The following is a 26749-nucleotide window of genomic DNA, read 5'->3' as shown; positions in this document are numbered from 1 at the left end:
GGCCGATTTGCGGCCCTTTCGCGACACAAGGCCGCTCACAAGGGTACGCGTTCCTTTGTGAGCGGCCTTGTGTCGCGAAAGGGCTGCATGGCAGCCCCAAGGTCCATACTGAAACATCAGGAATCAACTCCACCCGCATTCACACTTTTGCCGCGAACCCCTCGCGCCTTAGGCTATCAAAACCCCCAGGCGCGGCATTTTCGTACAGGAGGTGAAGCATGAACCCGTCATTGCCCATCCTGGCGCTTGGCCTGGCCTTGTGCCTGCCCGCGCACGCTGTTGCGCAGCCACCGTTGCAGCTCGCTGCCGGCAACAACAACCCCTACAACAGCCCGATCCAGCGCGCCAACCCCAACAGCCGCCAAGGCAGCATGCCCGCCGCGCCCCCCGTGCGTGGCCCGTCCACCGACCCGTACCAACGCACGCCCAGCCTGGACAACCGCGGCATTGGCAATGGCGACAACCTGCGCCGCCAGCAGCAAACCCCGAACCTGGAACCCACCCGGCCGCCGCGCGACAGCACGCGTGCGCCCTAAGCCCATACGAAAGGAATCCTGCATGCCCAGAGCAACCTGGCTAGCTACCCTGACTGCCGCCGCACTGATGCCCCTGCTGACACAGGCAGCGGCAGAGCAACAGTTTCGCAGTGAAGAGGGCACCTTGACGGTCAGCACCGTGGCCGATGGCCTGCGCAACCCTTGGGCTTTGGCTTTCTTGCCGGGTGGCAAGGACATGCTGGTGTCCGAGCGCGTCGGCAACCTGCGGCTGGTCAACGCCGAGGGCAAGGTCGGCCCGCCGATCAGCGGTGTGCCCAAGGTCTGGGCCGAGGGCCAGGGTGGCCTGCTGGATGTGGTGCTGTCGCCGGAGTTCGACAAAGACCGTACCGTATACCTGTCCTACGCCGAGGAGGGCAGTGACGGCAAGGCCGGCACCGCGGTCGGCCGTGGCCAGCTGTCCGAAGACCGGGCCCGGCTGGAAAACTTCAGCGTGATCTTCCGCCAGCAGCCCAAGCTGTCGGTGGGTAACCACTTCGGCTCGCGGCTGGTGTTCGACCGCAACGGCTACCTGTTCATCGCCCTGGGCGAGAACAACCAGCGCCCCACTGCCCAGGACCTGGACAAGCTGCAAGGCAAGATCGTGCGCATCCTTCCCGATGGTGAAGTACCCAAGGACAACCCCTTTGTAGGCAAGGACAACGTGCGACCGGAAATCTGGTCGTTCGGCCACCGCAACCAGCAAGGCGCCGCGCTCAACCCGTGGACCGGCAAGCTGTGGACCCACGAGCACGGCCCGCGAGGTGGTGACGAAATCAACATCCCCGAGCCCGGCAAGAACTACGGCTGGCCGATTGCGACCCACGGCATCAACTACTCGCTGCTGCCGATCCCCGAGGCCAAGGGCAAGCACGTCGATGGCATGGTCGACCCACACCATGTGTGGGAGAAGTCGCCAGGCATCAGCGGCATGGCGTTCTACGACAGCCCCACGTTCAAGGCCTGGGACCACAACCTGTTCATTGGTGCGCTGGCAACGCAGGAGCTGATTCGCTTGCAGCTGGACGGCGACAAGGTGGTGCATGAAGAGCGCCTGCTGGGGGACCTGAAGGCCCGAATCCGCGATGTGCGGGTAGGGCCGGATGGGTACCTGTATGTGCTGACCGATGACAAGGATGGCGCGTTGCTGAAGGTAGGCCTGGCCGACGGAGTCTGACACGGTCCTCTGTGGGAGCGGCCTTGTGTCGCGAAAGGGCTGCAAAGCAGCCCCGGCAATTCATGCACAGATGCAGAGATCCTGGGGCCGCGTTGCGGCCCTTTCGCGACACAAGGCCGCTCCCACAGAGTACATGTAGAATGGTGCATGGCTATCGAACCCCAATCCCTCTACCAGCAAGCCCTGACCACTCAGGGCTATGTCGCCGACCCTGCCCAGGCCCGCGCCGTCGAGGCGCTGCAAGCGTGCTTCCTGGCCGTCGAACAGGGCCGCTCCACCCAGGGCATCTACCTTTGGGGCCCGGTTGGCCGTGGCAAGACCTGGTTGATGGACCAGTTTCACCGCTGTCTGCGCATCCCCAGCCGACGCCAGCACTTCCACCACTTCATGGCCTGGGTGCATCAGCGCCTGTTCCAGCTCAGCGGCACTGCCGACCCGTTGTTGGCGCTGGCCCGGGAACTGGCCGGGCAGATCCGCGTGCTCTGCTTCGACGAACTGTTCGTCAACGACATCGGCGATGCGATCATCCTCGGCCGCCTGTTTCAGGTGCTGTTCGATCAGGGCGTAGTCATTGTCGCTACATCCAACCAGCCCCCTGAGCAGCTTTACCGCGACGGCTTCAACCGTGAGCGGTTCCTACCCGCCATCGGCGCGATCCAGCGGCACATGCAAGTATTGTCGGTGGCGGGCGAGCAGGACCATCGCCTTCACCCCGGCGCAGCGCGGCAGCGCTATTGGGTGGCAGAAGCGGGACAGGTCAGCCAGCTGGGGGAGGTGTTCCGCCAGGTCAGCCCGGACGCTGCAGGCAGTGACCAGCCGTTGGCCATCGGGTCCAGGCAGGTGCAGGTCGTGCGGCGCAGCGAGCAGGCTATCTGGTGCCGCTTCACCGACCTGTGCGAACAACCCCTGGCGGCCATGGAGTTCATGGCGCTTTGCGACCGTTTTCCGGCCATTCTGGTGTCGGGTATTCCGGCACTGGGCGGTGAGCAGCAAGCCGGGCGCATTGCCCGTGGCACCGAAGACGGCGCAGCGCGCGTGGTGGCGGGCGACCGTGAGTTGCCAGCACTGTCACCCAAGGACGATGCGGTACGCCGCTTCATCGCCTTGGTTGACGAATGCTACGACCGCCGGGTGGCGCTGTACCTGGAGGCAGAGGTGCCGCTTGAAAGGCTCTACACGCAGGGGTATCTGGCGTTCCCGTATCAGCGGACCTTGAGCCGGTTGCGGGAGATGCAACTCCAGCGGTTTGGCTGAAAGGTGCAGGGGCGCTAAGCGCCCCCGTTTCATTTGCCCAACCACTCCACCAGCGTGCGATTGAACCGCACGGGCTCTTCGATCTGTGGCGCATGCCCCATGCCTTCAAAGGTGATCAGTTCACCCTTGGGAATCAGCTTGGCCACCTGCGGCCCCAGCACTTCATACTTGCCCAGCTTCGCCTTCACGTCTGGCGGCGCAATATCACTGCCGATGGCGGTGGTGTCCTTGTCGCCGATCAGCAGCAGCGTCGGCATCTGCAGGTCCTTGAACTCGTGGTACACCGGCTGGGTGAAGATCATGTCGTAGATCAGCGCCGAGTTCCAAGCCACCGCTTCATGCCCCGGCCCCTTGTTCAGGCCCACCAGCATCTGCACCCAGCGTTCGTACTCCGGCTTCCAGCGCCCGGCGTAGTAAGTCTTGCGCTCATATTCGCGCACACCTTCGGCATCCAGCTTGAGCTCGCGGGCATACCACTGGTCCACGGTGCGGTAGGGCACGCCGAGGGCTTTCCAGTCTTCCAGGCCAATCGGGTTGACCATGGCCAGGCGTTCCACCTGCTGCGGGTACATCAGCGCATAACGTGTGGCGAGCATGCCGCCGGTGGAATGGCCGAGCACGATGGCCTGCTTCACGCCCAGTTGTTCAAGCAAGGCATGGGTATTGTTTGCCAGTTGCTGGAACGTGTACTGGTAATACGCCGGTTTGCTGGAGGTACAGAAACCGATCTGGTCGGGCGCGATCACACGGTAGCCGGCCTTGCTCAGGGCGTCGATGGTGGTTTCCCAGGTGGCGGCGCAGAAGTTCTTGCCGTGCATCAGCACTACGCTGTGGCCGTTGGCCTGGCCTTGCGCGGGGACGTCCATATAACCCATCTGCAGGGCCTGGCCCTGGGACTTGAAGTCAAAATGCTTGAGCGGGTGTGGGTAGCTGAAGCCTTCGAGCTGAGGGCCGTAGGTGGGTGACTCGGCGGCGATGGCCGGGCTGCCGACAAGGCAGGCCAGGGCCAGGGCGGTTGCGCGCAGCATGGGGGCACTCCATGTAGGGCCATGTAGGAATGGGCGACTTTAGCAGCCAGGCGCATGTCGGGAACGTGAAAGGTGTTACCAGGCGTGAAACCAGCCCAGGGTAATCATCGCCAGCACCGCATAGCGGCCAGCCTTGGCCAGGGTCACCAGCAGCAGAAAGCGCCAGAACGGCTCGCGCATGATCCCGGCGATCAGCGTCAGCGGGTCCCCGATCACTGGCATCCAGCTGAGCAACAGCGACCACTGGCCCCAGCGCTGGTAGCGCTGCTGCGCACGCGCCAGCTGGGCTGCGCTGAACGGGAACCAGCGCTTGTCGCGCAGGTGCTCGATGGCCCGGCCCAACAGCCAGTTCACCACCGAACCCAGCACGTTGCCCACTGTGGCCACCAGCAGCAGGGTCGCCCAGGCCTCGGGCTGGCGCAGCAACAGGCCGACCAGCACGGCCTCCGATTGCAGCGGCAGCAGGGTGGCGGCGCCAAAGGCGCTGAGGAACAGCGCCCACAGGCTGAGCATCAGTAGGTGGCGACCACGGTGTCCTGGCCATCCTGGGTCACGCCGATAACCTGGTAGGCGTCCTTGTGGTCACCCATTTCCATGCCTGGCGAACCCATGGGCATGCCCGGTACGGCCAGGCCCTTGAGGTCATTGCGTTTGGCCAGCAGGCGTACCTGCTCGGCCGGTACGTGGCCTTCGACGAACTTGCCGTCGATCACCCCCGTGTGGCACGACGCCAGGCGTGGTGCCACGCCCAGGCGTTGCTTCACCGCGCTCATGTTCGGCTCGACGTGGTCATTGACGGTGAACCCGTTGTCACGCAGGTGGCTGATCCAGGCCTTGCAGCAGCCGCAGTTGGGGTCACGGTAGACATCGATGGTCTCGGCGGCCTGGGCCAGCCCGGTGATGGCCAGCAGCCCCAGGGTCAGCAGGTGTTTGCGCAGCATGGTAAAGCACTCCTTCCAGCATTGGTTCAGCAGCATAGCGTAAGCGGCTGGCCGCTGAGTTGCACGTTACAGTACTGTCAGCTTGCTGCCTCGTCGGCACCGAGGTCGCGCATCAGCAGGGCATGCTCGAGCGCGACCTGCTCCGGAATGGGCAGGTACACCACATGGCCATCGCCCGGCGCCACCTCGATGGCCTGCTGCTGGCGGTTGCACAGGCGGTGCAGGTCGAAGTGGTAGTTGCCGCGCGGGGTCATCAGCTCCAGGTGGTCACCCACGGCGAAGCGGTTCTTCACCTTGACCTCGGCCAGGCCATCGACACGCACGCCGGTCAGCTCGCCAACGAACTGCTGGCGCTCCGAGACCGAATTACCGCGCTGGTAGTTCTGGTACTCATCGTGTACGTGACGGCGCAGGAACCCTTCGGTGTAGCCTCGTTGCGCAAGGGACTCCAGGTTGCCCATCAAGGTGCGGTCGAACGGCCGCCCGGCCACCGCGTCGTCGATGGCCTGGCGATACGACTGCACCGCGCGGGCACAGTAGAAGTGCGACTTGGTGCGCCCTTCGATCTTCAGCGAATGCACGCCCATGGTGGCCAGCCGCTCGACGTGCTGGATGGCACGCAGGTCCTTGGCGTTCATGATGTAGGTGCCGTGTTCATCCTCGAAGGCGGGCATTTCAGTGCCGGGGCGGTTGCTTTCCTGCAGCAGGAACACCTGCTCGGTCGGGGCGCCCAGGCCAAGGGTGGGCTGCACTTCGCGCACGATGTCGCCGGTGGCGTTCTCGGTGGCTGGCGTGGCGTCGTACTTCCAGCGGCAGGCGTTGGTGCAGGTACCCTGGTTGGCGTCACGCTTGTTGAGGTAGCCCGACAGCAGGCAACGGCCGGAGTAGGCCATGCACAGGGCGCCGTGGACGAAGACCTCCAGCTCCATGCCCGGCACCTGCTGGCGGATTTCCTCGATTTCTTCGAGCGACAGCTCGCGTGACAGGATGACCCGGCTCAGGCCCAGTTGCTGCCAGAACTGCACGCTGGCCCAGTTGACCGTATTGGCCTGCACCGACAGGTGCACCGGCATCTGCGGGAAGTGCTGGCGCACCAGCATGATCAGGCCGGGGTCGGACATGATCAGCGCATCCGGCGCCATGTCGATCACGGGCGCCAGGTCTTTGAGGAAGGTCTTGAGCTTGGCGTTGTGCGGGGCAATGTTGACCACCACGTAAAAGCGCTTGCCCAACGCATGCGCCTCCTGGATGCCCAGCGCCAGGTTGGCATGGTCGAACTCATTGTTACGCACCCGCAAGCTGTAGCGCGGCTGGCCTGCATAGACCGCGTCGGCACCGTAGGCAAAGGCATAGCGCATGGTCTTGAGGGTGCCGGCGGGGGCCAGCAGTTCGGGCTTGGCGGTCGGGTTCATGTGCGTACCGGGGCAAAAGGCGCGGATGCTAGGGCCGGCGCAAAAAGTGCGTATTGATTTGCATCAAAGGAGTGGTGGCACTTTTACCCAAGCGGCGCGCACTAATATCCCAGAAGCCATTCGAGGACCTGCGATGAACGAAGCTGCGCTACAGAACAAAGCCCTGGCGGTACTTTTGGCGCTGGTGACCATCGCCTTTTTCTGGATACTGCTTCCGTACTACGGTGCGATCTTCTGGGCGGTGATACTGGGCATTCTGTTTGCCCCGCTGCAGCGGCACCTGCTGATCCGCTTTGGGCGCAGGCGCAACCTGGCCGCAGCCACCACGACGCTGGTGTGCCTGCTGGTGGCGATCCTGCCAGTGATCATCACCAGTGCGCTGTTGGTGCAGGAGGGGGCCACGCTGTACCAGCGTATCGAAAGCGGGCAACTGGACATCGCCGGTTACGTCGAGCGCGGCAAGGACATGCTCCCGGCGTTCGCCCAGCATGGCCTGGACAGCATGGGCATGGGCAACCTCGACGGGTTGCGCGAAAAAATCACCAAGTGGGCAACCCAGGGTAGCCAGGTATTGGCCAGCCAGGCGTTCAGCTTCGGTCAGGGTACGTTCGAGTTCGTGATCAGCTTTGGCATCATGATGTACCTGCTGTTCTTCTTCCTGAGAGAAGGGGCCGAGGTGGCCCGCCGTGTGCGCCTGGCCGTGCCACTGCCCGAACACCAGAAGCGCCGTTTGCAGCTGAAATTCAACCGGGTGGTGCGGGCGACGGTGAAAGGCAACGTGCTGGTGGCCATTACCCAAGGGGCGCTGGGCGGCTTCATCTTCTGGGTGCTGGATATCCCCAGTGCGCTGGTGTGGGCGGTGCTGATGGCGTTTCTGTCGCTGCTGCCAGCAGTGGGCGCTGGCATCGTCTGGGCGCCGGTGGCAGCGTATTTCCTGCTGACCGGGGCCATATTGCCGGGGGTGATCCTGACCGCGTTCGGTGTGCTGGTGATCGGCCTGGTGGACAACCTTTTGCGGCCGATCCTGGTGGGCAAGGACACGCGCATGCCAGACTACCTGATCCTGGTGTCGACGCTGGGTGGGCTGGCAGTGTTCGGGCTCAACGGCTTCGTAATCGGGCCATTGATTGCGGCGCTGTTCGTGTCCAGTTGGGCAATCTTTGCCTCGACCAAACCGCAGGTGCAGTTGCCGCAGTAAGGGCGCAAATGGGGCCGCTTTGCGGCCCATCGCCGGCAAGCCAGTTCCCACAGGTAATGCGCCAATCTTGAACGCTGCGCTGTCGCTGTGGGAGCTGGCTTGCCGGCGATGGGCTGCGAAGCAGCCCCACTGGCCATGTCAGGAGGCCTGCGGCATTTCACCCTTGGCCAGGCGCCGGTTGATGTCGGCGATCACTTCGGGCAGCTCGTTGATGGTGTCGATCAGGTAGTGCGGGCGCGAGCCTGCGAACAGCGTGTGAATGCGCGTGCGCTCGCTTTCCAGCTTCTCGGCGCTCAGTGCCCGGTAGCCTTCCCAGGTCAGCCCCAGGGCATTGCCCGAGCACACCAGGGCCACGGTCCACATGCCGGCGCGGCGGCCTTCGAGAATGCCCGGCACGGTGTCGTCCACCTTCACGCAGGCCGCTACGTCATCGATGCCAAGGGCAATCACGTTGGCCAAGGCCTGGGCTGGCCATGGGCGCCCGTTCGGGGTTTCATCGGTGGCTACCACATGGTCGGCCACGTAGCCATTCTGCGCGGCCAGCTCCACCACCTTGTCCATCACCACTTTCGGGTAACCCGAGCAGGAGCCGATCTTCAGGCCGTCCTGGCGCAGGCCGGTCAAGGTTTCCAGGGCGCCAGGGATCAGCGCCGAGTGCACGGCGATCTTCTCGATCTGCAGCGGCATGAAGCGGTTGTAGATGGCGGTGACATCATCGTCGGTGGGGGTGCGGCCGAACACCTTGCGGTAGCGCTCGGCAATTTCCGGTACGTCGCACAGGGTGCGGATGTGGTCCCATTTGCCCATGCCCATCGGGCCTCGGGCTTCCTCGATGGTCACTTGCACGTCGAATTCGGCGAACGCCTCGACGAAGATCTGGGTCGGCGCGAAGGAGCCGAAGTCGACCACGGTGCCGGCCCAGTCGAGGATGGCGGCTTGCAGCTGGGTAGGGTTGCTGTAGTTCATGTGCGCTAATTCCTGAATTCGGGTGGGCAAAGGGGTCAGATGTCCAGCACTTCCATTTCCCGCAGCACTTGTGCCACGGCATTCACGGCGGCTTGCATGCCGTCTGCTCCGACCACGCCGATGCAACCGACGCGGAAGGTTTCGACCTGGGTCAGCTTGCCTGGGTAAAGGATGAAACCCTTGGCCTTGACCCGCTCGTAGAAGTCTTTGAACTGGTAGCGGGCATCGTTGGGTGCATGGAACGTGACAATGATCGGCGCCTGGATCTCGGCCGGCAGGAAGCTGCGCAGGCCGATGGCAGCCATGCCGTCGAGCAGGGTCTTGCAGTTGTCGGCGTAGCGCTGATGGCGCGCCGGCAGGCCGCCTTCCTCGTTGTATTGCTGCAGTGCTTCATGCAGGGCCGCGACCACATGGGTGGGCGGTGTGAAGCGCCACTGGCCGGTCTTGGCCATGTAGGCGTGCTGGTCGTGAAGGTCCATGGCCAGCGAGTGGGCATTGCCTTCGGCGGCGGCCAGGGCTGCTTTTTCGGCGAAGACGAAGCCCATGCCGGGTACGCCTTCCAGGCACTTGCCGGAGGCGGCGATAAGTGCTTCGAAGGGGATTTCGCGGGCGTCGATTGGCAAGGCGCCGAACGAGCTCATGGCATCGATGATCAGGCGTTTGCCGTGGCGTTTGATGACCTGGGCGATCTCGGGCAGCGGGTTGAGGATGCCTGTGCTGGTTTCGCAGTGGATCAATGCCACGTGGGTCACGGCCGGGTCGGCAGCCAGCAGGCGGTCGACATCAGCGGCGGTAGTTGGCTGGTCTTCGGCGGTTTCGAAGGTGCTGTACGTGCGGCCCAGCACTTTGCAGATTTTCGCCAGACGCTGGCCGTAAGCGCCGTTGATCAGCACCAGAACCTTGCCATCGCGTGGCACCAGGGTGCCGATGGCCGCTTCCACGGCGAAGGTGCCGCTGCCTTGCAGGGGCACGCAGTGGTGGCTGGCGCTGCCGTCGATGATCGCCAGCAGCTGCTCGCACACGCTGGCCGTCAGTTGGTTGAAATCGCGGTCCCAGGAGCCCCAGTCCACCAGCATGGCTTGGCGGGTGCGGATTGATGTGGTCAGGGGACCTGGGGTCAGCAGAATCGGGGCGTTGCTCATTCCGTTATTCCTCACAAGCGGTGGGCTGAAACTACGGGGCCTAGGTTGCAATTCACGCTGCTATCAATCAAATTGTTTGTTGTTATTTCAGCTATAAGTCAGGCCGATAGAAATGAACCTGTTCCAGCTCCGCGCCTTCGACGCCGTGGCCCGTGAGGGCAGCTTTACCCGTGCCGCCGAGCGGCTGTTCATCAGCCAGCCGGCCGTGACCGGGCACGTCAAGGCACTGGAAGAGCACTACCAGATCACCTTGCTGCGGCGCACCGCACGGCGGGTGGAGTTGACCGAAGAGGGCACTCGCCTGGCGGCCATCACCCGCGCCATGTTCGGCCTGGCCGAAGAGGCCCAGGCCATGCTTGAAGCCAACCGGCAGTTGCTGACCGGGCGCCTGGAGGTGGCGGCCGATGGCCCGCACCGGGTCATGCCCATGCTGGCGCAGCTGCGTGAGCGCTACCCCGGCATCACCGTCAACTTGCGGCTGGGCAATGCCCAGGAAACGCTGGCTGCGCTGTTGTCCGAACACGCCGACGTGGCGGTGCTGACCGAGATCGAGCCGCGCAAAGGCCTGTACCTGCAGAACCTCTGCGAATCACGCCTGTGTGCCTTGTTGCCTGCGGGGCATGGCTGGGCCCACGGCGACGGCGATTTGCCCCTGGCCGAACTGCACCAGCAGATCATGGTGCTGCGCGAGCCCAGCTCCACCACGCGGCGCACCTTCGACAAAGCCTGCATCAGGGCGGGCGTGCAGCCGCGTGTACTGCTGGAACTGGACAGCCGTGAGGCGGTGACCGAGGCGGTGGCTTCGGAGCTGGGTATTGGTGTTGTTTCTTCTACAGAAGTGGCCAATGATCCGCGGGTGGTGGCACGGCCATTGTCTGGCGAGGGCCTGGTCAACCAACACCTGATCGGTTGCCTGGAGCGCCGTCGCGAATTGCGCCTGATCCAGGCGTTCCTGGGCCTGGCGGTGGGGCTGTGATGGCTGTTTTCAGCAAGGCGGCCTAAGATGGCCGGCAACCCGCCGACAGGACCGTCGATGAGCGACAAAGACACTATTTCCATGCAGCTGGTGCGTGAAGCGCTGTTGCAGACCTGCCCCGCCGGTGAGCCCGATAGCGGCTTGCTGGCCCGGGCGGGCATTGCCGTTGAACACTTGCAGTTGCCTGAGGCGCGTGTCAGTGCAGAGTCCTATGCCCGGTTGTGGCGCCTGCTGGCACGTCGCTGCAACGACGAGTTCTTCGCCATGGACCCGCGCGGCCTGCGCAGTGGCAGCCTGGCGTTCATGTGCCGTGCCAGCATGGGCCAGCCGACCTTGGGCGCGGGCCTGGAAACCTCGTTGGCATTCCTTTCGCTGATGCTCCAGGACATGCAGCCCAGCCTGGTGCGCCAGGAAGGTCTGGCCGAGATTGTCATCAATGAGCCGCGTGACGAACCGCGCCGCGCGTTCACCTATTTCACGTTCTGGATGATCGTGCATGGGGTGGCGTGCTGGCTGGCCGGGCGGCGTATCCCGATTCTAGCCATCGACCTGCGTTGTGCCGAGCCGCCATTTTGTGATGACTACCGTGTCATGTTTTCGCAAAACCTGCATTTTGAACGCCCGCGCACCCGCATGATCATTGCGGCGGACTGCCTCGACTTGCCGCTGCGGCGCAGTGAGGAGGAGCTGCAGCGTTTTCTTGCCGAAGTGCCGGGCAACATCCTGGTCAAGTACCGTGACCCGGCCAGCCTGGCGCGGCGTATCCGCACCGACCTGCTGCACCTGGACCCCAACCGCTGGCTCGACAGCGACGCCTTGGCGCGGCAACTGTGCCTGTCGCCCTCTACGTTCCGCCGGCGCTTGGCAGAGGAGGGGCAGACCTACCAGGGGCTCAAGGACAGCGTACGTCGTGAGCTTGCCATTGCCTGGTTGAGCCAGGCGGAACCTGCCATGGGCGAGGTTGCCGCACGATTGGGCTTTGCCGACAGCAGTTCGTTCTACAAGGCGTTTCGCAAATGGTTTGGTTGCAACCCGGGCCACTATCGCGCATTGGTCCTGACGCGTGACGCAGCACACTGAGGGTTGAAGGCTTCCTGCTGCCGGGCACAGAGCAGGTTGAGCAGTGTAGCGGGGCGATCAACCTTCAGGAGGCCGACATGGCTGTGCCCCAGGAAAACCTCAAGCTCAAATACCCCGTCAATGACTTCATCGCCGAGCAACTGCCTGGCTGGCTGAAACAGGCTAAACCCGCTCAGATCCCGGTGTTGCAGCAGCATGTGGCCTTGCACCTCGCGAGCCAGGCAACGGTCGCCCAGGTTGCGCAGCGGCTGCTGCCCTTGGACGGGTTCGCCAGAGGGGTGCTCGAACACAGCCTGGAAAGCAGGTTTGGCGTTGTTGTGGACCTTGGTAGCGCCGTGTGGCGTGAAGTGCGAACCCGGGTCAACCGGCCAGGCTTTGAAGTGTTGCCGGGCAGCACGGTGCCAGATATCCAGCCTGTCACACACGATGAGCCTGCATTGCAGCGGTTGATGCGCAATTTCAAGGCTGGGCAATCATTCCAGGCCCCTACCGCGTTGCTGGCGTGCCAGCCGATAGAAGGTGGTGCCGCACAGGTTGTTACCGAACGCATCGATGAGCTCGTCAGCCTGTGCCGTGAAGTTGATGTGGGTGCTGCTTATCAGCAGCACCTGGAGGCGCTATTGACTGCTTCATTCGAGGCGGTTCTGGCCACCGACAAACGCCTGGAACTGGCCTTGGCCACGGAAATTTCAGCGCTCAAAGGGTCGCTTACCCCCGCCGACGTGAAGACGCTGCGCGAAATTGGCCAGGGCGCAACCGCCGTGCATGTGGGTACGCTTGCCGTGCAGGCCGCAGGTTTCGAGGTGCTCGGCATGCCCGTGGATGGCGTGCTGGTGTTCGAGCTGATCCAGCCACCACGCAACCAGAGCGAGGCCCAGTTCGGTGTTGTTGATCGCCTGAAAGGTATCATTGCGTACCTGCCAGATGACCATGAATGCCCGCTGCGACGTTTTGACGATTGGCATGCCATGAACCTCCACCTGGTCGGAGCGCTACGCAGCGCAGATTACCTTCGAGCGTTCGAACGTCGTCTGGCACTCAAGGATCGGGCGAACTTTCTGGTTTTGCTCAAGACACGTCTTGCGGACGACAAGCCAGACCTGGCTCCCTCCAGCGTGGTGATTTCACAGGATGTATTCAAGGCGTTTGCCGCCAGGCGTGTGCAACGCATCAAAGCGGATGCGCGGTTTCTCGCCGTGCCCACGGCCGAGGTGGATGCCAGAACAGCGGCTGAACGCCTGCGCGCCCTTGAAAACGCGGGGTTGACCGTGCTGGGGCTGGCCGGCATGTTCGTGCCGGTGATTGGCGGGTTGATGTTGGCGAACCTGGCGGTGCAGATGCTCGATCATGTTTACGAAGGTGCGCGTGACTGGAGCCAGGGCCATCAGCACGAGGCCCTGCAGCACATGCTGGAGGTGGCGGCATCGGCCTCTGTCACCGCGCTTGCCGGGGCTGCTGTCTGGGGCCTGCATGCAGCACACGGCGCGTTCGTGGAAACGCTCGAACCGATCATGACCGAAGGTGGCGCCCCGCGTTTATGGCGCAATGACCTGGCGCCTTACCGGGAGGCATCGCCGACACTGCCGTTGACTGAGCGTGATGATGGACTGTTCAGCAATGACCAGGGTGCAGGGTGGTACCGCGACGGAGCGTATTACAAGGTCAAGGCAAATAGCGATGGGGCCTGGCGACTGGAACATCCTGACGACCCGAATGCATACGGCCCTCTGCTGCGTGGCAATGGCGAGCGCGGCTGGCTGCTAGCCTTCGACAGGCCACTGGAATGGAGCGGTGAGCCCCTGTTGCTGACCCGTCTGTGGCCCTCGGCCCGTGATCTGGCACCTGAGCGTGTGTCGCAGCTTTTGCAGGTTGCAGGTGTGGATGCCGACTTTCTGCGTGGCGTACTGGTGGAGCGGCGGCGCTTGCCCGTGGTACTGCGCGATACCCTGGAGCGTTTCGCGGTGGATGCCCGAAACGAGGCTTTTTTCCAGGGTGTACACCAAGGCCGGGCGGAGGATGCCGAGCGTTTGAACTGGTGTGTCGACAGGCTTGCGCTGCGGTCACGGCCATTGGCCGAGCAGATCACCACCCTTCGCGCGGCCACCCACAGCCTGCGCGAGGCCATGCTCGATCACTTTGCCGAACTGTATCTGCCGCAGGCCCCGGCCCTGGCAGTGCTGCAGCGAGATTTCCCTGGCTTGCCCAAGGCGTATGCGCTGGAGGTGCTCAAGCATGCCGATGACGACATGCGCGCGCTCATGATCAACCGGGCACGGCTACCACTGGCCCTGGCGCAACGAGCCAGGGCGTCGTTGCAGGAAGCGCGCCTGGCACGCACCCGTGAGGCGTTGTTCCTGCACGGCAGTTATCGGCCTGATGCGGTGGCCTTGGTGTTTGCCTTGTTGCGCAAGCACGGGCTGCGAGCTGAACAGATGAACCTGGTACTGCTCGAAGGCTCGGTGAGTGAGCAGGCGCGGGTGCGACTGTTCCCTGAAGGGCAAGGTGTGGCGCCGGCAATGCAGTTGGTCAGAAGCAGCGGCCGATTTACGGTGCGTGACGCGCAAGGTAATGATCGGATTGTGCGGCAACCCCAAGGCTTGTTCGAGGCACTGGAAGCAAGCCTTGGGCAAGCGTTTCTCAACGATCAGGGCTGGGTTGGCGACGATGTGCCTGGGCAAGTGCGCAAACAGCTGCAGGCCTGGCTGCCACGGCAGCGTACGGATGTGTTGGCGCTGTTGGGGTGGGGGGAGGCCAAAGCTGTTGCCTCCACCATGAAGCGCATGGCCGATGGTCGATTGGGTTACCCTTTGGGGGGCAGCCTGTCGGCATTCGAGCGGCCGGGGCAGGCCTTGCGCCGCCGTATCCGCGCTTTGTACCCAAGCTTTGACGAGGATGAAGTCGAGCGTTTCGTTCAGATCGTATCGAATCGCGGTCGTTCGGCAATGAGCAATCTTCTGCTGCAGGAACAGCAATACCAGCAGCTGGAGATGCATCTTCAGGATTGGGTGCAGGCCGCAGAAGAGCAGCAACAGCACCACAGGCGTGAAATCACCGCGGCGCTGCTGCGTGCCTGGCGGTTTGACGGGGAGCGCGTCGCCAATGCGCAGGGCCCAGGTTGGGGGACGCGCCTGTCGATCATGTCGGTGCCTGGGGGCGGATTGCCGACCTTGCCAGTCAACATCGACTTTTCCAATGTGCTCGACTTGTCACTCGTGGACATCCGCATGCCTGAACTGCCGCCAGGCTTTCTGGCCAGGTTCGCCCGTTTGCAGCGCCTGAACCTGAGCTACAACTTTCTGACAGCACTGCCTGATGGGTTGAGTGCTTTGACCCATTTACGGAGTTTAATCCTGCGGGGCAACCAGATCCGTATCCGGAGCAGCCAGGCAGGCCTGCCTTTGACGGTGACGCAACTGCGTATTCTGGACCTTAGTGGCAATAGCATTCGTGCCGCCTCATTGCCTGTGGGGCATTTGTTGCAATTACGCGAGTTGGGCTTGCAGCGCACAGGGCTGACAGCCTTACCTGCTGGCCTGGAACGTTGTGAACAGCTGGTTTATGCCGACCTGCGTCATAACCGGATTCGCCAATTGCCTGCCTCATGGGGGAGCAGGCCGTTGGCCTGGCGTAACGCTGTGGACCTCAGGGGCAACGCACTGGCGCTGTTGCCAGGAAACGTAACGCCGCCGGCAGCGGCCGGTGCCGAAAGTATCGGTGGGGATGCGTTGAGGGCACTGTGGTTGGCTACCGTGGCGCCAGCCGAACAAACCGCCAGGCAACTGCAGTGGAACCGATTGCGTGGGCTGGAGCGGGCAACGAGCTTTTTCGCGTTGCTGCAGGAAATGGCCGAAACCTCTGATTTTCGTGCGTTCCCGGCATACACCGGTGAGCGCGTATGGTCACTGGTAGAAGCGGCCAGCAGCGATGAGGCGGTGCGTGACGAGCTGTTCGAGCGGGCAGCAGACCCGCGCACCTGCCGGGACAACGCGTCCGAGGTTTTCAGCCAGCTGGTGGTGAGGATGCATGTGGCGCGGCTACGGCAGCGTGGCGCACCGCTTGCCACCCGTACGGATCGGCTTGACCTGGCTCAGCGTCTGTATCGGCTCGATCGGGTGGCTGCGATCGTTCGGGCCGATATGGAGGGCCGCTATGAAAGCGGTGAGTGGCAACGTGAAGACACCAACGAAGAGGTAGAGGTCGACATGGCCTACCTGTCTGGCCTCGCTGTGCGCCTGGACCTGCTGGGGCAACCTCGAAGCATGCTGTTCCAATCGTTGGCCGGGGTGACCCAGGCGCAGATCGATGCTGCATACACCCAAGTGCTGAATGCCGAGGCTACACCGGCCAGGGAGGCCTATATCAGCCAGCGTGACTTCTGGCTGGAATACCTGCGGCAGCGGTATGAAGAGCCGTTTGGCAAAATCGAGGATGCGTTCATCGACAAACTGCAGACGCTGGAAAGCGAAAAACCGACCTTGAACAGTGCCGAGTATGTGGCGCGGTCCGGGGAGTTGGCGGTGGCGCGTGAACAGGCCTTGCAGGCATTGGCCCTGCGCCTTACCCGGGAAGAGATGGGCCTGGCGGGGCAAGCCGATTGAAGGTCGGGCGTCAACGTTGGCACATGGGAGTACAACGGTAGTTCAGTTCCCTCTTATTGGGGCGGCCAAACAATGAAAGATTGGTCGGCCCATTTCAATAGGGCGGAGTGACCCATGCGTGAACGTAACCTGATACAGATCAAGACTGATGGCGATGAAAACGACCTTCCCTCCGTAGGTGAAGCCGAGGCGCGCCAGGCTGGCGATACCTTCATCCACAGACGAACGCCGCACTGGATCAAGGAGGCCTCGGTGGCGGACATCCGTACGTTGCGGGCCTTGGTTACCAGCCATAAAGCCAGCGAAGAAAGCGTGGCGGCGGCGACGGCCAGCGCCTTACCGCTGCACCAATTTGCGCTAAACACATTCTCTGCAGCACTGGCAGGTATTCTGCCTCGTGGGCAAACGCTGAGTACGCTGATGTGGCAGCGCAAGGTTCGCACGCTGGAAGGCTCGACGGTGCCTTGGCTGGAAACCGAGTATCAGATGGAGCCTGGGTTGTTGCGCTTGATGCAGAACTTCGCCCATGGCGTTACCCCACTGGAGGGCAGTGGGCTGGTGGCCCCAGGTACTACGACAGTGTTGTCCGGCGACCTGGAAACGTTGATCGACATTTGTCGCACGCTGGATGCAGGGGCCCAGTACCAGGCCTTGCTGGATAGCACCTTCACCACACATTCGGCGCTGCTGGTGAAGGACAAGCTGGAAGGATTCAAGCTGGCCGTGCACCTTGCGTTCCTGAAAAAGACGATTGATGGCGATGTGCGGCGGGCGCTGGAGGCTTACATCAGCAGCGTCGCTGCGGGCATACCTGGCCAGGCCTTGCCCGCTCAAGCAAGTGATGACCAGGCGTTGACGGCTTATCCAGGCTTGATGTCGATGCTGAAAGTGACTATGCATGGGGCTTTGTTCATCCAGTTGCGTGGGGCCGAAGATGAAGACAAGGGCGTCGTCATTTACTTGTCGGGTGAGCAGGAAGACCCATTGCGCTGGTACCCCTCCACGCAGGATTGGGTCAAGGCCATGGCTATCTCGCTTCAGGATGAAACGAGGCAGGCGGCCCTCCTTCAATCAATAGCACTGGCAGACCGTGCCGCGTTCATCAAGACACTGCAGTTGCGGCTTGCGGATGAAGTACCGGACCTGGAAGTGGAGGGTGAGACCTATCACGACTCAGTGTTCCAACACTGGGTTGACGCGCAACTCACGCGCATGAAGGCAGACGCCGAACTGCTGTTGGTACCCACGTCAGCCGCCGATGCCAAGGCCAGTCGTGAACGGCTTGAAGAATGGACTTCGCTGGGCTGGGGACTGACCAACCTGGCAGGGCTTACCGTGCCGGTCGTTGGTGCCTTGTTGTTGTCGCAGTTGGTGGTTCAGGTGTGTTCGCAGGTGTTCGAAGGTGCTGTGGACTGGGCCAAAGGGCATGATCACGAGGCACTGCAGCACGTCCTGGGTGTTGCCGAAACCGTCGCTGCAGCCGCTGCCATCGGCGGAGGGGTCGCCGCTACCCAAGCCGTTGCCAGTACTATCGCGCGTAGTGCTTTTGTCGATGGCCTGGCGCCAGTGACCACCGGCATCGACACTCAGCGGCTTTGGAACCCAGACCTCAGCCTCTACCGCACCCCGGCAGAAGGAGCCACGCTGGCCGACAACGGCCTTTACCGCGACGGTGAGCGGCATTTCGTGCGGCTCGATGGCCACTGTTATCAGGTGCATCGTACTGAGGTAAATGGCCCATGGCGTCTGCAGCATCCGCTTCGGCCCACGGCGTATGGGCCGATTGTGGTCGGTAATGGCGAGCGATCGTGGCATTTGCGCGAAGAGGTACCGCAGGCGTGGAGCGATGAAGCGAAGATGCTCGACCGGTTGTGGCCCCAAGCGCAACCTGTTGACCCATTGCGCGCCCGGCAGGTGCTGCAGGCCGCATGCAGCGACGCGGACGAGCTACGTGGCATTCTGGTTGAAAACCGTGCCTTGCCAGCCAACCTGCGCGATACGTTACGCAGGTTTGAGGCCGACGGGCGGGTTACCCGTTTCTTCGCCGAGCCAGCAGCTACTGCGTCGAAGTTCGAAGACCAGGACCTTCGTGCCTGGTGCACGCAACATCTGGCGCTTACCACTGTGGACTCAGACCAACTGAATGCCGCGTTCGAAGAGAACGCGACCCAGTTACGTCAAGCGCTGTTCACGCATTTGACCCAGGTTGACCCGCCTGCTGATACGGTTGCCCAGGTAATTCAGCGTGACTTTGCCGGTTTGCCGCCGGATTACCTCTCCGAGTTGGCCATAGCCTTGACCGCCCCCGAGCGGGAGGAAATCGAACTGCGGCGGCGGTTACCGCTGTCGGTGTCGAAAAAGGCCCGCTCACTGTTGCAGCTTGCCCGGCTCAGCCGTGCCCAGCAAGGGCTGATGCTGCGTCATGCCTATTGCGATGTAGCGGGTGAGCTGGCATTCCACCTGCTGCCTCGTGTTGATAACTGGGCGTATAGCGGGCGCCTGGAGCTGCGGGAAAACACACCATCAGGCCGTTTGCTGGCGGTGCTCAATTCACAGGCAGCAGAAGCTGAACAGAAGATCCTGGTGCACAGCGAAGGGCAATTTGACCTCTATGACTACCGCGGCGTGCGGCTTGAAGATCAGGCTAGCGAACCTGATGATTTCTTCCGGGCCATCTGCGCCTTGCTCTCAACGCCACAGCAAACCAGCCTTGGGCTGAGTGGTTGTCAATCTGCGGATAGCTTGCGACAAAGGCTGCTGAACACGTTGCCCGACAAGCGCCAGAAGCTGCTGAACGTGTTGGGTTGGATTGAAGACGAGGGTTGGGTCAATCCGGGGCAACGCCTGCCTGACGGCCGAGTGGGCTATCCATTGGGGGGGCGGGCTTCGACGGAATCAGGCATGTACCAGCGGTTACGTCGGCGGTTGTCTGCGCTCTACCGAGGTGACTCGCCAAGGCAACTGGATGAGCATGTGTACCGGATCATGCAAAGCAATGACCCGTTGGAAGCGCTGTTGTTCGAAGAGCGGAACTATGAGTTGCTCAATGCCAGGCTCGGTGAGTGGATTGCCGGGGCGCCAGAGCCTGAGCGACCGGCGCGTCAGCAACTGACGCAGCGGCTGCGTTCGGCCTGGCGCCGGCAGCTGGATATTGATACGGAGCATCATCCTGGCCGAGGCCACATCCTGGATATGAGTGGTTGCCGAGTGACCACGCTACCCGAAATGAGCGCCGAGCTCGACTTCCACTTTGTGACGTCCATCGTCATGGTCAATTCGTCAGTGCAAGCCGTGCCTGACGCGTTCTTCGTTTGCTTCAGGAGTTTGCGTCGGCTCAACCTGTCGAGAAACAACCTGCAGACACTGCCGGAGGGTATCAGGCACCTCACGCAGTTGGAGAGGTTGCAACTGTCCTACAACCGTATCCGCCTGGATGAGCAGGCAACCAATACCTTGGGTGAGCTCCCCCAGATAATTTCACTGGACTTGAGCTTCAACCCTTTGCGTGCACTGACGCTGCGCTTCGCCCAGGTGCCGGCATTGAGGCGGCTGCATCTGATTCATTGTGGCTTGCACGAATGGCCAGTCGGGCTGGAGCATTGCGGATCGTTACGTGTCGTGAACCTGAGCTCGAATGTACTCACCAGCGTTCCCGACGCAATCGTGAGCATGCCCTATACATTCCGTGCCGCCATCAACCTGGATCGTAATGCTATCCCAAGGCTCCAGCTGGAGCGTTTGTACGCACGTGCACCGCATCGTACACATGACCCATTCGTCATGCCCGGCGAACTGCTGTCCACCCGCAGGGCGTGGATGACGGATGAGCGTGCAGAAGAGCGCGGTGCACTATGGAGCCGACTGTTTCCTGCATCGAGCGGCGACCAGCAGGAAGACAGCCTTTTACAAATCCTGAACAAGCTGCAAGAGAGCGCCGATTTTCGCAACAAGGCGCAACGCGAAGTCCTTACCGCACAAGTGTGGAACATGTTGGACGCCATGGATGCCGACCCCGAGCTGGCGCTACAGATACGTGGGATTGCCAGCCAGCCGGTCACCTGCGCGGACAGTGTGGCCGAGCGCTTTGCAGGGCTGCAGGTACAGGTGCTGGTAGCTCAGGCTGAAAAGTCGGCGCCAGGCAACGGGGATGAGCTTCTGAAGCTGGGGGCGGGGTTGTTTCGCCTGGACAAGCTCGAGGCGTTTATTCGTGAAGACCTGGAAGCCCGTGCCAAGTCGGAACCTGATCTGGACCTGATCGAAGCTCGGCTCTACTACATCGTCAACCTGGCCAAGGAAATGCAGTTGCCAGGGCAACCCGGTTCGATGAGGTTTGCCACCTACAGCAGAGGCACTGAAAGCATGTTGGTCAAGGCACGGGCCTCTATCAAGGCGGCTGAAACGAACGAGGCAAAGGCGGGTTTCCTCAGCGAGCAGACATTCTGGAGCAAGTGGCTGCAAGCGCAGTACCCGGCTGACTTCAAGGCAATCCATGATGAATATGACGACCTGGGCAGTGAGCTGGACGATCTGCGTGACACGCTGAGCGACCAGCTGTATCGCGAGCGGTGGGAGGCATTGAGTAACGCCAAAGCCGCGCAGCTGTGCTGGCTGAAGCAAGTGCTGACAAAGCCCTTGCTGGGCCGGGCCGAACCTGCGGACGGCCAAACCGGTCATCCAGTTTGACAATTTAGGCCATTGCCGCCGCGCTTGAGCGGCGCGAACATCGTTGGACCGATGGTTTAACTCCAAAAACAAGAAACCAGGAGTCTGACGATGCGCGATTACGCCGAGGCCGCCCGTGCGTTCGACCATGCCAAGGCCGCTACGGCGGCATTGCATGGCCACCTCGAAGCCCTCAATGCCTGTGTCGAATGTTGTGATCGGCATGCCGGAAACGGCAAGCTGGCGCTGATTTACGAAGACCGCGATGGCAACAGCGCGCGCTACAGCTTCGATCAGCTCAAGGCGCAGGCAGCCCGGTTTGCCAATGTGCTCAAGGTGCAGGGGGTGGGGGCCGGAGACCGGGTGGCCGGGTTGATGCCGCGCACGCCCGAACTGCTGGTCACCATCCTCGCCACCTGGCGCCTGGGGGCGGTTTACCAGCCGTTGTTCACGGCGTTCGGCCCCAAGGCCATCGAGCACCGGCTTGAGCAATCCCAAGCCCGAGTGGTCATCACCGACAGCCAGAACCGCGCCAAGCTGGACGATGTGCAGGCCTGTCCGACCATCATCACCGTCAGGGCCCGTAGCGGTGAGCTGGACTTCCAGCAATGCCTGGAGCGCGCAGCGGATGCCTGCGAGCCGGTGATGCGCTCGGGCAACGATCCGTTCCTGCTGATGTTCACCTCCGGAACCACCGGCCCGGCGAAACCACTGGAAGTACCGCTGCGGGCCATTGTCGCGTTCCAGGGCTACATGCGCGATGCCATCGAACTGCTTCCGGAGGACAACTTCTGGAACCTGGCCGACCCGGGTTGGGCGTACGGCCTGTATTACGCTGTTACCGGCCCGTTGTCGCTGGGGCACGCCACCACCTTCTACGATGGCCCGTTCAGTGTTGAAAGCTGCGCCCGGGTGATCGACAAGCTGGGCATCACCAACCTGGCCGGCTCGCCTACCGCGTACCGTTTGCTGATTGCTGCGGGCAATGAGTTCTCGGCGCCGGTCAAGGGCCGCCTGCGGGTGGTCAGCAGTGCTGGCGAACCGCTTAATCCGGAAGTGATCCGTTGGTTCTCCGACGAACTGGGCGTGACCATTCACGATCACTACGGCCAGACCGAGCTGGGCATGGTGCTGTGCAACCACCATGGTTTGAAGCACCCGGTGCACCTGGGCTCGGCCGGCTTTGCCATCCCTGGCCACCGCATCGTGGTGGTGGACGAGCAGGGTAACGAACTGCCGGCCGGCCAACCGGGCATCCTTGCTGTCGACCGTGAGCAATCACCGTTGTGCTGGTTCGGTGGCTACCACGGCCTGCCGACCAAGTCCTTCATTGACAAATACTACCTCAGCGGCGACACCGTCGAGCTGAACCAGGACGGCAGCATCAGCTTCGTTGGCCGCAGCGATGATGTGATCACCACCTCCGGTTACCGGGTTGGCCCGTTCGATGTGGAGAGCGCGCTGATCGAGCACCCGGCGGTGATCGAGGCGGCGGTGATCGGCAAGCCCGACCCGGAGCGCACCGAGCTGATCAAAGCGTTCGTGGTATTGGCCAGTGGCTGCAACGGTAGTGTCGAGCTGGAAGAAACCTTGCGTCAGCACGTACGCCAGCGGCTGTACGCGCATGCCTACCCCAGAGAAATCGAATTCGTCAGCGAGCTGCCCAAAACCCCGAGCGGCAAGCTGCAACGCTTCATCCTGCGTAACCAGGAAGTCGCCAAACAAAACGCGCAACAGGCCACCCCTGCCAGCGCCTGAAAGGAAACCGATCATGCAGATAGCCAACAAACACTTCATCGTCAGCGGCGCCGCCTCCGGGCTGGGTGCCGCGACCGCGCAGATGCTGGTCGAGGCCGGCGCCAAGGTCATGCTGGTCGACCTCAATGCCCAGGCTGTCGAGGCCAAGGCCCGGGAGCTGGGTGACAACGCCCGTTTCGCCGTGGCTGACATCAGTGACGAGCAGGCGGCCCAAGCGGCTGTCGATGCGGCTGTCAGCAGCTTTGGCAGCCTGCATGGGCTGGTCAACTGCGCTGGCATCGTCGGTGCGGAGAAGGTGCTGGGCAAGCAGGGGCCTCATGGCCTGGCCAGCTTCGCCAAGGTCATCAACGTCAACCTGGTCGGCAGTTTCAACCTGCTGCGACTGGCTGCGGCGGCCATGGCCGAAGGGGCTGCCGATGAGGGTGGGGAGCGTGGCGTGATCATCAACACGGCGTCGATTGCCGCCTATGACGGGCAGATTGGCCAGGCCGCCTATGCCGCATCCAAGGGCGCCATCGCCAGCCTGACCTTGCCGACCGCCCGTGAGCTGGCGCGCTTTGGCATCCGCGTGATGACCATTGCCCCGGGCATCTTCGAAACACCGATGATGGCCGGCATGACCGAAGAGGTGCGTGCTTCGCTGGCGGCCGGTGTGCCATTCCCGCCACGCCTGGGCCGCCCACAGGAATTCGCTGCACTGGCCCGTCACATCATCGAGAACAGCATGCTCAACGGCGAGGTGATCCGCCTCGACGGCGCACTGCGCATGGCAGCCAAGTAAGGAGAGCGAACATGACCCTCGCCAATGACCCGATCGTAATCGTCAGCGCCGTGCGCACGCCCATGGGCGGCCTGCAGGGCGACCTTAAAAGCCTGACCGCGCCACAACTGGGCAGCGCGGCCATTCGCGGCGCCGTGGAGCGCGCCGGCATCGACGCTGCCAGCGTCGAGCAGGTGCTGTTCGGCTGCGTGCTGCCTGCCGGCCAGGGCCAGGCACCGGCGCGTCAGGCGGCGCTGGGCGCCGGGCTGGACAAGCACACCACCTGCACCACCCTGAACAAGATGTGTGGCTCGGGCATGCAAGCCGCGATCATGGCTCATGACCTGCTGCTGGCCGGTACCGCAGACGTGGTGGTAGCGGGTGGCATGGAGAGCATGACCAACGCCCCCTACCTGCTGGACAAGGCCCGTGGCGGATACCGCATGGGCCACGGCAAGATCATCGACCACATGTTCATGGACGGCCTTGAAGACGCCTACGACAAAGGCCGCCTGATGGGCACTTTCGCCGAGGACTGCGCCCAGGCCAATGCCTTCAGCCGCGAAGCCCAGGACCAGTTCGCCATCGCCTCGCTGACCCGTGCCCAGGACGCGATCAAGAGCGGCCGCTTTGCCGCCGAGATCGTGCCGGTGGAAGTTACCGAGGGTAAGGAAAAACGCGTCATCAAGGATGACGAGCAGCCGCCCAAGGCGCGCCTGGACAAGATCCCGCAGCTCAAGCCTGCCTTCCGCGAAGGCGGCACGGTGACGGCAGCCAACGCCAGCTCGATTTCCGATGGCGCTGCCGCGCTGGTGCTGATGCGCCGCTCCGAAGCCGAGAAACGTGGCCTCAAGCCGCTGGCGGTGATCCATGGCCACGCCGCATTCGCCGACACCCCGGCGCTGTTCCCGACCGCGCCGATCGGGGCCATCGACAAACTGATGAAACGCACCGGCTGGAACCTGGCCGAGGTCGACCTGTTCGAAATCAACGAGGCCTTCGCGGTGGTCACCCTGGCGGCCATGAAGCACCTCGACCTGCCCCACGACAAGGTCAACATTCACGGCGGCGCCTGCGCCCTGGGTCACCCGATCGGTGCTTCTGGCGCGCGCATTCTGGTCACCCTGCTGTCAGCCCTGCGCCAGAACAACCTGCGTCGGGGTGTAGCGGCCATCTGCATTGGCGGCGGCGAAGCGACGGCCATGGCTGTCGAATGCCTGTACTGAGGTGAACCATGCTGGTAACTGACGAGCAACAACAGATCGCCGACGCCGTGCGCGCTTTCGCCCAGGAGCGCCTGAAACCGTTTGCCGAACAGTGGGACAAGGAACACCGTTTTCCGAAAGAGGCCATCGACGAGATGGCCGAGCTTGGCCTGTTCGGCATGCTGGTGCCGGAACAGTGGGGTGGCAGCGATACCGGTTATGTGGCCTATGCCATGGCCCTGGAAGAGATCGCTGCCGGTGATGGCGCCTGCTCGACCATCATGAGCGTGCACAATTCGGTAGGTTGCGTGCCGATTCTGCGTTTTGGCAGCGAGCAGCAAAAAGAGCAGTTTCTCACCCCCTTGGCCACGGGGGCGATGCTCGGTGCCTTCGCCCTGACCGAACCGCAGGCAGGCTCTGATGCCAGCAGCCTGAAAGCCCGTGCAAAGCTTGATGGCGACCACTACGTGCTCAACGGCAGCAAGCAGTTCATCACCTCTGGGCAAAACGCCGGGGTAGTGATCGTGTTTGCCGTGACCGACCCGGACGCCGGCAAGCGTGGCATCAGCGCCTTCATCGTGCCGACCGATTCGCCGGGCTACCAGGTGGCACGGGTCGAGGACAAACTTGGCCAGCATGCCTCCGACACTTGCCAGATCGTTTTCGACAATGTGCATGTGCCCGTGGCCAACCGCCTGGGCGCGGAGGGCGAAGGCTACAAGATCGCCCTGGCCAACCTTGAGGGTGGTCGCATCGGTATTGCTTCGCAGGCTGTGGGTATGGCCCGCGCCGCATTCGAAGTGGCCCGCGACTATGCCAACGAACGGCAAAGCTTCGGCAAGGCGCTGATCGAGCATCAGGCCGTGGCGTTCCGCCTGGCCGACATGGCCACGAAAATTGCCGTAGCCAGGCAGATGGTGCTGCACGCCGCCGCGCTGCGTGATGCCGGGCGCCCAGCGCTGGTGGAAGCGTCGATGGCCAAGCTGTTTGCCTCGGAAATGGCCGAAAAGGTCTGTTCGGATGCCTTGCAGACCCTGGGCGGTTATGGCTATCTGAGTGACTTCCCGCTGGAGCGGATTTACCGAGACGTTCGGGTTTGCCAGATCTACGAAGGCACCAGCGACATTCAGCGCATGGTCATTGCGCGCAATCTTTGAAGGAGCAGACTGCATGGTATTCGAAACCATCCTGTTGGACATCCACGGCAAGGTCGGCCTGATCACCCTCAACCGCCCGCAGGCGCTCAATGCGCTGAACGCGCAGATTGTCGGTGAAATCAACCAGGCCCTGGACCAGCTAGAGCGTGACCCGAACATCGGCTGCGTGGTGCTGACAGGTTCGGCCAAGGCCTTTGCCGCTGGCGCCGACATCAAGGAAATGGCCGAGCTGCAATACCCGCAGATCTACGTTGACGACCTGTTCAGCGATGCCGACCGTATTGCCAACCGCCGCAAGCCGATCATTGCTGCGGTGTCTGGTTTTGCTCTGGGCGGTGGCTGCGAGCTGGCGATGATGTGTGATTTTATCCTGGCCGCCGACAACGCCAGGTTCGGCCAGCCGGAAATCAACCTCGGCGTGTTGCCGGGCATGGGCGGTACCCAGCGCCTGACCCGTGCGGTGGGCAAGGCCAAGGCCATGGAACTGTGCCTGACTGGCCGCCTGATGGGCGCCGAAGAGGCCGAGCGTGCTGGCCTGGTGGCGCGGATTGTGCCGCAGGCGGAGTTGGTGGAAGAGGCGCTGAAGGTGGCGGCGACCATTGCCAGCAAATCGATCCCGGTGAGCATGATGGTCAAGGAAAGCGTCAACCGGGCGTTTGAAGTTACCCTTAGTGAGGGTGTGCGCTTTGAACGTCGAGTGTTCCATGCGGCCTTCTCCACTGAAGACCAGAAAGAAGGCATGGCTGCGTTCATCGCCAAGCGCGAGGCGCAGTTCAAGGATCGTTGATCAGACTCGGCGTTGCCGTTGCCGTTGCCGTTGCCGTTGCCGTTGCTTTTGCTTTTGCTTCTAAGCGCGCGATAGTTCAGGCAACGCCGATTGCGACTTCAGGAGGCCGAGCGAA

The 26749-nt window shown here is 62.7% G+C and carries 19 protein-coding genes; 13 read left to right on the top strand and 6 right to left on the bottom strand.

Features of this window, described 5'->3' with window-relative positions:
- The first annotated feature begins 218 nt into the window (after positions 1-218).
- The 3 genes from A0O30_RS00195 (at position 219) to zapE (ending at position 2964) form a co-directional block, all read left to right on the top strand.
- On the top strand, positions 219-536 hold the full coding sequence (locus A0O30_RS00195) for a hypothetical protein (RefSeq protein ID WP_105945163.1): 318 nt from the start codon (positions 219-221) through the stop codon (positions 534-536).
- 22 nt (positions 537-558) lie between these two features.
- The gene (locus A0O30_RS00190) at positions 559-1710 is read left to right on the top strand and encodes a PQQ-dependent sugar dehydrogenase (RefSeq protein WP_105945162.1); all 1152 of its coding nucleotides are present in this window, start codon (positions 559-561) and stop codon (positions 1708-1710) included.
- A 147-nt stretch (positions 1711-1857) separates the two neighbouring features.
- Entirely contained in the window at positions 1858-2964 is a 1107-nt protein-coding gene (zapE, locus tag A0O30_RS00185; RefSeq protein ID WP_105945161.1) for a cell division protein ZapE, read from the top strand.
- 29 nt (positions 2965-2993) lie between these two features.
- Here the strand turns inward: zapE and A0O30_RS00180 are convergent, their stop codons facing one another.
- The 4 genes from A0O30_RS00180 to yegQ form a co-directional block, all read right to left on the bottom strand.
- Positions 2994-3992, bottom strand: a complete 999-nt coding sequence (locus A0O30_RS00180) for an alpha/beta fold hydrolase (protein ID WP_105945160.1) — start codon at positions 3990-3992, stop codon at positions 2994-2996.
- 75 nt (positions 3993-4067) lie between these two features.
- Positions 4068-4505 (bottom strand): YqaA family protein, encoded by a 438-nt coding sequence (locus A0O30_RS00175; protein ID WP_105945159.1) that lies wholly within the window; start codon positions 4503-4505, stop codon positions 4068-4070.
- Complete coding sequence (locus A0O30_RS00170) at positions 4505-4933, bottom strand: DUF411 domain-containing protein (protein WP_105945158.1); 429 nt, start codon at positions 4931-4933, stop codon at positions 4505-4507. Before A0O30_RS00170 ends, A0O30_RS00175 begins: the two co-directional genes overlap by 1 nt.
- Before the next feature lie 77 nt (positions 4934-5010).
- Positions 5011-6345, bottom strand: coding sequence for a tRNA 5-hydroxyuridine modification protein YegQ (gene yegQ / locus A0O30_RS00165; protein ID WP_060500503.1), 1335 nt, complete (start codon positions 6343-6345; stop codon positions 5011-5013).
- Between the two features lie 133 nt (positions 6346-6478).
- Here yegQ and A0O30_RS00160 point away from each other — a divergent pair, with 133 nt between their 5' ends.
- Positions 6479-7543, top strand: coding sequence for an AI-2E family transporter (locus A0O30_RS00160; RefSeq protein ID WP_105945157.1), 1065 nt, complete (start codon positions 6479-6481; stop codon positions 7541-7543).
- Between the two features lie 138 nt (positions 7544-7681).
- Here A0O30_RS00160 and phnX read toward each other — a convergent pair whose 3' ends face one another.
- Together phnX and A0O30_RS00150 are read right to left on the bottom strand one after the other, a co-directional pair.
- Positions 7682-8509 carry a phosphonoacetaldehyde hydrolase gene (phnX, locus tag A0O30_RS00155; RefSeq protein WP_105945156.1) on the bottom strand — a complete coding sequence of 276 codons (828 nt, stop codon included), beginning with the start codon at positions 8507-8509 and terminating at the stop codon, positions 7682-7684.
- Positions 8510-8544: 35 nt separating this feature from the next.
- Complete coding sequence (locus A0O30_RS00150) at positions 8545-9651, bottom strand: 2-aminoethylphosphonate--pyruvate transaminase (RefSeq protein WP_105945155.1); 1107 nt, start codon at positions 9649-9651, stop codon at positions 8545-8547.
- 112 nt (positions 9652-9763) lie between these two features.
- Here A0O30_RS00150 and A0O30_RS00145 point away from each other — a divergent pair, with 112 nt between their 5' ends.
- The 9 genes from A0O30_RS00145 (at position 9764) to A0O30_RS00105 (ending at position 26634) form a co-directional block, all read left to right on the top strand.
- Complete coding sequence (locus A0O30_RS00145) at positions 9764-10627, top strand: LysR substrate-binding domain-containing protein (protein ID WP_105945154.1); 864 nt, start codon at positions 9764-9766, stop codon at positions 10625-10627.
- 57 nt (positions 10628-10684) lie between these two features.
- Positions 10685-11707, top strand: a complete 1023-nt coding sequence (locus A0O30_RS00140; RefSeq protein WP_105945153.1) for an AraC family transcriptional regulator — start codon at positions 10685-10687, stop codon at positions 11705-11707.
- Positions 11708-11784: 77 nt separating this feature from the next.
- A complete protein-coding gene (locus tag A0O30_RS00135) occupies positions 11785-16305 on the top strand; it encodes an NEL-type E3 ubiquitin ligase domain-containing protein (protein ID WP_105945152.1) in 4521 nt (1506 codons plus the stop codon).
- A 114-nt stretch (positions 16306-16419) separates the two neighbouring features.
- Positions 16420-20988 carry an NEL-type E3 ubiquitin ligase domain-containing protein gene (locus tag A0O30_RS00130; RefSeq protein WP_105945151.1) on the top strand — a complete coding sequence of 1523 codons (4569 nt, stop codon included), beginning with the start codon at positions 16420-16422 and terminating at the stop codon, positions 20986-20988.
- Between the two features lie 90 nt (positions 20989-21078).
- Positions 21079-22725, top strand: coding sequence for an AMP-binding protein (locus A0O30_RS00125; protein WP_105945150.1), 1647 nt, complete (start codon positions 21079-21081; stop codon positions 22723-22725).
- A 13-nt stretch (positions 22726-22738) separates the two neighbouring features.
- A complete protein-coding gene (locus A0O30_RS00120; RefSeq protein WP_105945149.1) occupies positions 22739-23506 on the top strand; it encodes an SDR family NAD(P)-dependent oxidoreductase in 768 nt (255 codons plus the stop codon).
- Positions 23507-23517: 11 nt separating this feature from the next.
- Complete coding sequence (locus A0O30_RS00115; protein ID WP_105945148.1) at positions 23518-24711, top strand: acetyl-CoA C-acyltransferase; 1194 nt, start codon at positions 23518-23520, stop codon at positions 24709-24711.
- Between the two features lie 8 nt (positions 24712-24719).
- Positions 24720-25847 carry an acyl-CoA dehydrogenase gene (locus tag A0O30_RS00110; RefSeq protein ID WP_105945147.1) on the top strand — a complete coding sequence of 376 codons (1128 nt, stop codon included), beginning with the start codon at positions 24720-24722 and terminating at the stop codon, positions 25845-25847.
- A gap of 13 nt (positions 25848-25860) precedes the next feature.
- Positions 25861-26634, top strand: a complete 774-nt coding sequence (locus A0O30_RS00105; RefSeq protein ID WP_105945146.1) for an enoyl-CoA hydratase — start codon at positions 25861-25863, stop codon at positions 26632-26634.
- Positions 26635-26749: the final 115 nt, after the last annotated feature.

This window comes from Pseudomonas sp. LLC-1 (assembly GCF_002992185.1).
Classification (GTDB): domain Bacteria; phylum Pseudomonadota; class Gammaproteobacteria; order Pseudomonadales; family Pseudomonadaceae; genus Aquipseudomonas; species Aquipseudomonas monteilii.
This window is presented reverse-complemented; position numbering and strand designations above follow the sequence as displayed.

What these genes read in the sequence shown, in the direction of transcription:
- A0O30_RS00190 (WP_105945162.1), top strand. Translation starts at nt 559, where the DNA reads ATGCCCAGAGCAACCTGGCTAGCTACCCTGACTGCCGCCGCACTGATG.
- A0O30_RS00140 (WP_105945153.1), top strand. Translation starts at nt 10,685, where the DNA reads ATGAGCGACAAAGACACTATTTCCATGCAGCTGGTGCGTGAAGCGCTG.
- A0O30_RS00120 (WP_105945149.1), top strand. Translation starts at nt 22,739, where the DNA reads ATGCAGATAGCCAACAAACACTTCATCGTCAGCGGCGCCGCCTCCGGG.
- zapE (WP_105945161.1), top strand. Translation starts at nt 1,858, where the DNA reads ATGGCTATCGAACCCCAATCCCTCTACCAGCAAGCCCTGACCACTCAG.
- A0O30_RS00170 (WP_105945158.1), bottom strand. Translation starts at nt 4,933, where the DNA reads ATGCTGCGCAAACACCTGCTGACCCTGGGGCTGCTGGCCATCACCGGG.
- A0O30_RS00150 (WP_105945155.1), bottom strand. Translation starts at nt 9,651, where the DNA reads ATGAGCAACGCCCCGATTCTGCTGACCCCAGGTCCCCTGACCACATCA.
- A0O30_RS00180 (WP_105945160.1), bottom strand. Translation starts at nt 3,992, where the DNA reads ATGCTGCGCGCAACCGCCCTGGCCCTGGCCTGCCTTGTCGGCAGCCCG.
- phnX (WP_105945156.1), bottom strand. Translation starts at nt 8,509, where the DNA reads ATGAACTACAGCAACCCTACCCAGCTGCAAGCCGCCATCCTCGACTGG.
- A0O30_RS00110 (WP_105945147.1), top strand. Translation starts at nt 24,720, where the DNA reads ATGCTGGTAACTGACGAGCAACAACAGATCGCCGACGCCGTGCGCGCT.
- A0O30_RS00130 (WP_105945151.1), top strand. Translation starts at nt 16,420, where the DNA reads ATGCGTGAACGTAACCTGATACAGATCAAGACTGATGGCGATGAAAAC.
- A0O30_RS00135 (WP_105945152.1), top strand. Translation starts at nt 11,785, where the DNA reads ATGGCTGTGCCCCAGGAAAACCTCAAGCTCAAATACCCCGTCAATGAC.
- A0O30_RS00125 (WP_105945150.1), top strand. Translation starts at nt 21,079, where the DNA reads ATGCGCGATTACGCCGAGGCCGCCCGTGCGTTCGACCATGCCAAGGCC.
- A0O30_RS00105 (WP_105945146.1), top strand. Translation starts at nt 25,861, where the DNA reads ATGGTATTCGAAACCATCCTGTTGGACATCCACGGCAAGGTCGGCCTG.
- A0O30_RS00175 (WP_105945159.1), bottom strand. Translation starts at nt 4,505, where the DNA reads ATGCTCAGCCTGTGGGCGCTGTTCCTCAGCGCCTTTGGCGCCGCCACC.
- A0O30_RS00145 (WP_105945154.1), top strand. Translation starts at nt 9,764, where the DNA reads ATGAACCTGTTCCAGCTCCGCGCCTTCGACGCCGTGGCCCGTGAGGGC.
- yegQ (WP_060500503.1), bottom strand. Translation starts at nt 6,345, where the DNA reads ATGAACCCGACCGCCAAGCCCGAACTGCTGGCCCCCGCCGGCACCCTC.
- A0O30_RS00115 (WP_105945148.1), top strand. Translation starts at nt 23,518, where the DNA reads ATGACCCTCGCCAATGACCCGATCGTAATCGTCAGCGCCGTGCGCACG.
- A0O30_RS00160 (WP_105945157.1), top strand. Translation starts at nt 6,479, where the DNA reads ATGAACGAAGCTGCGCTACAGAACAAAGCCCTGGCGGTACTTTTGGCG.
- A0O30_RS00195 (WP_105945163.1), top strand. Translation starts at nt 219, where the DNA reads ATGAACCCGTCATTGCCCATCCTGGCGCTTGGCCTGGCCTTGTGCCTG.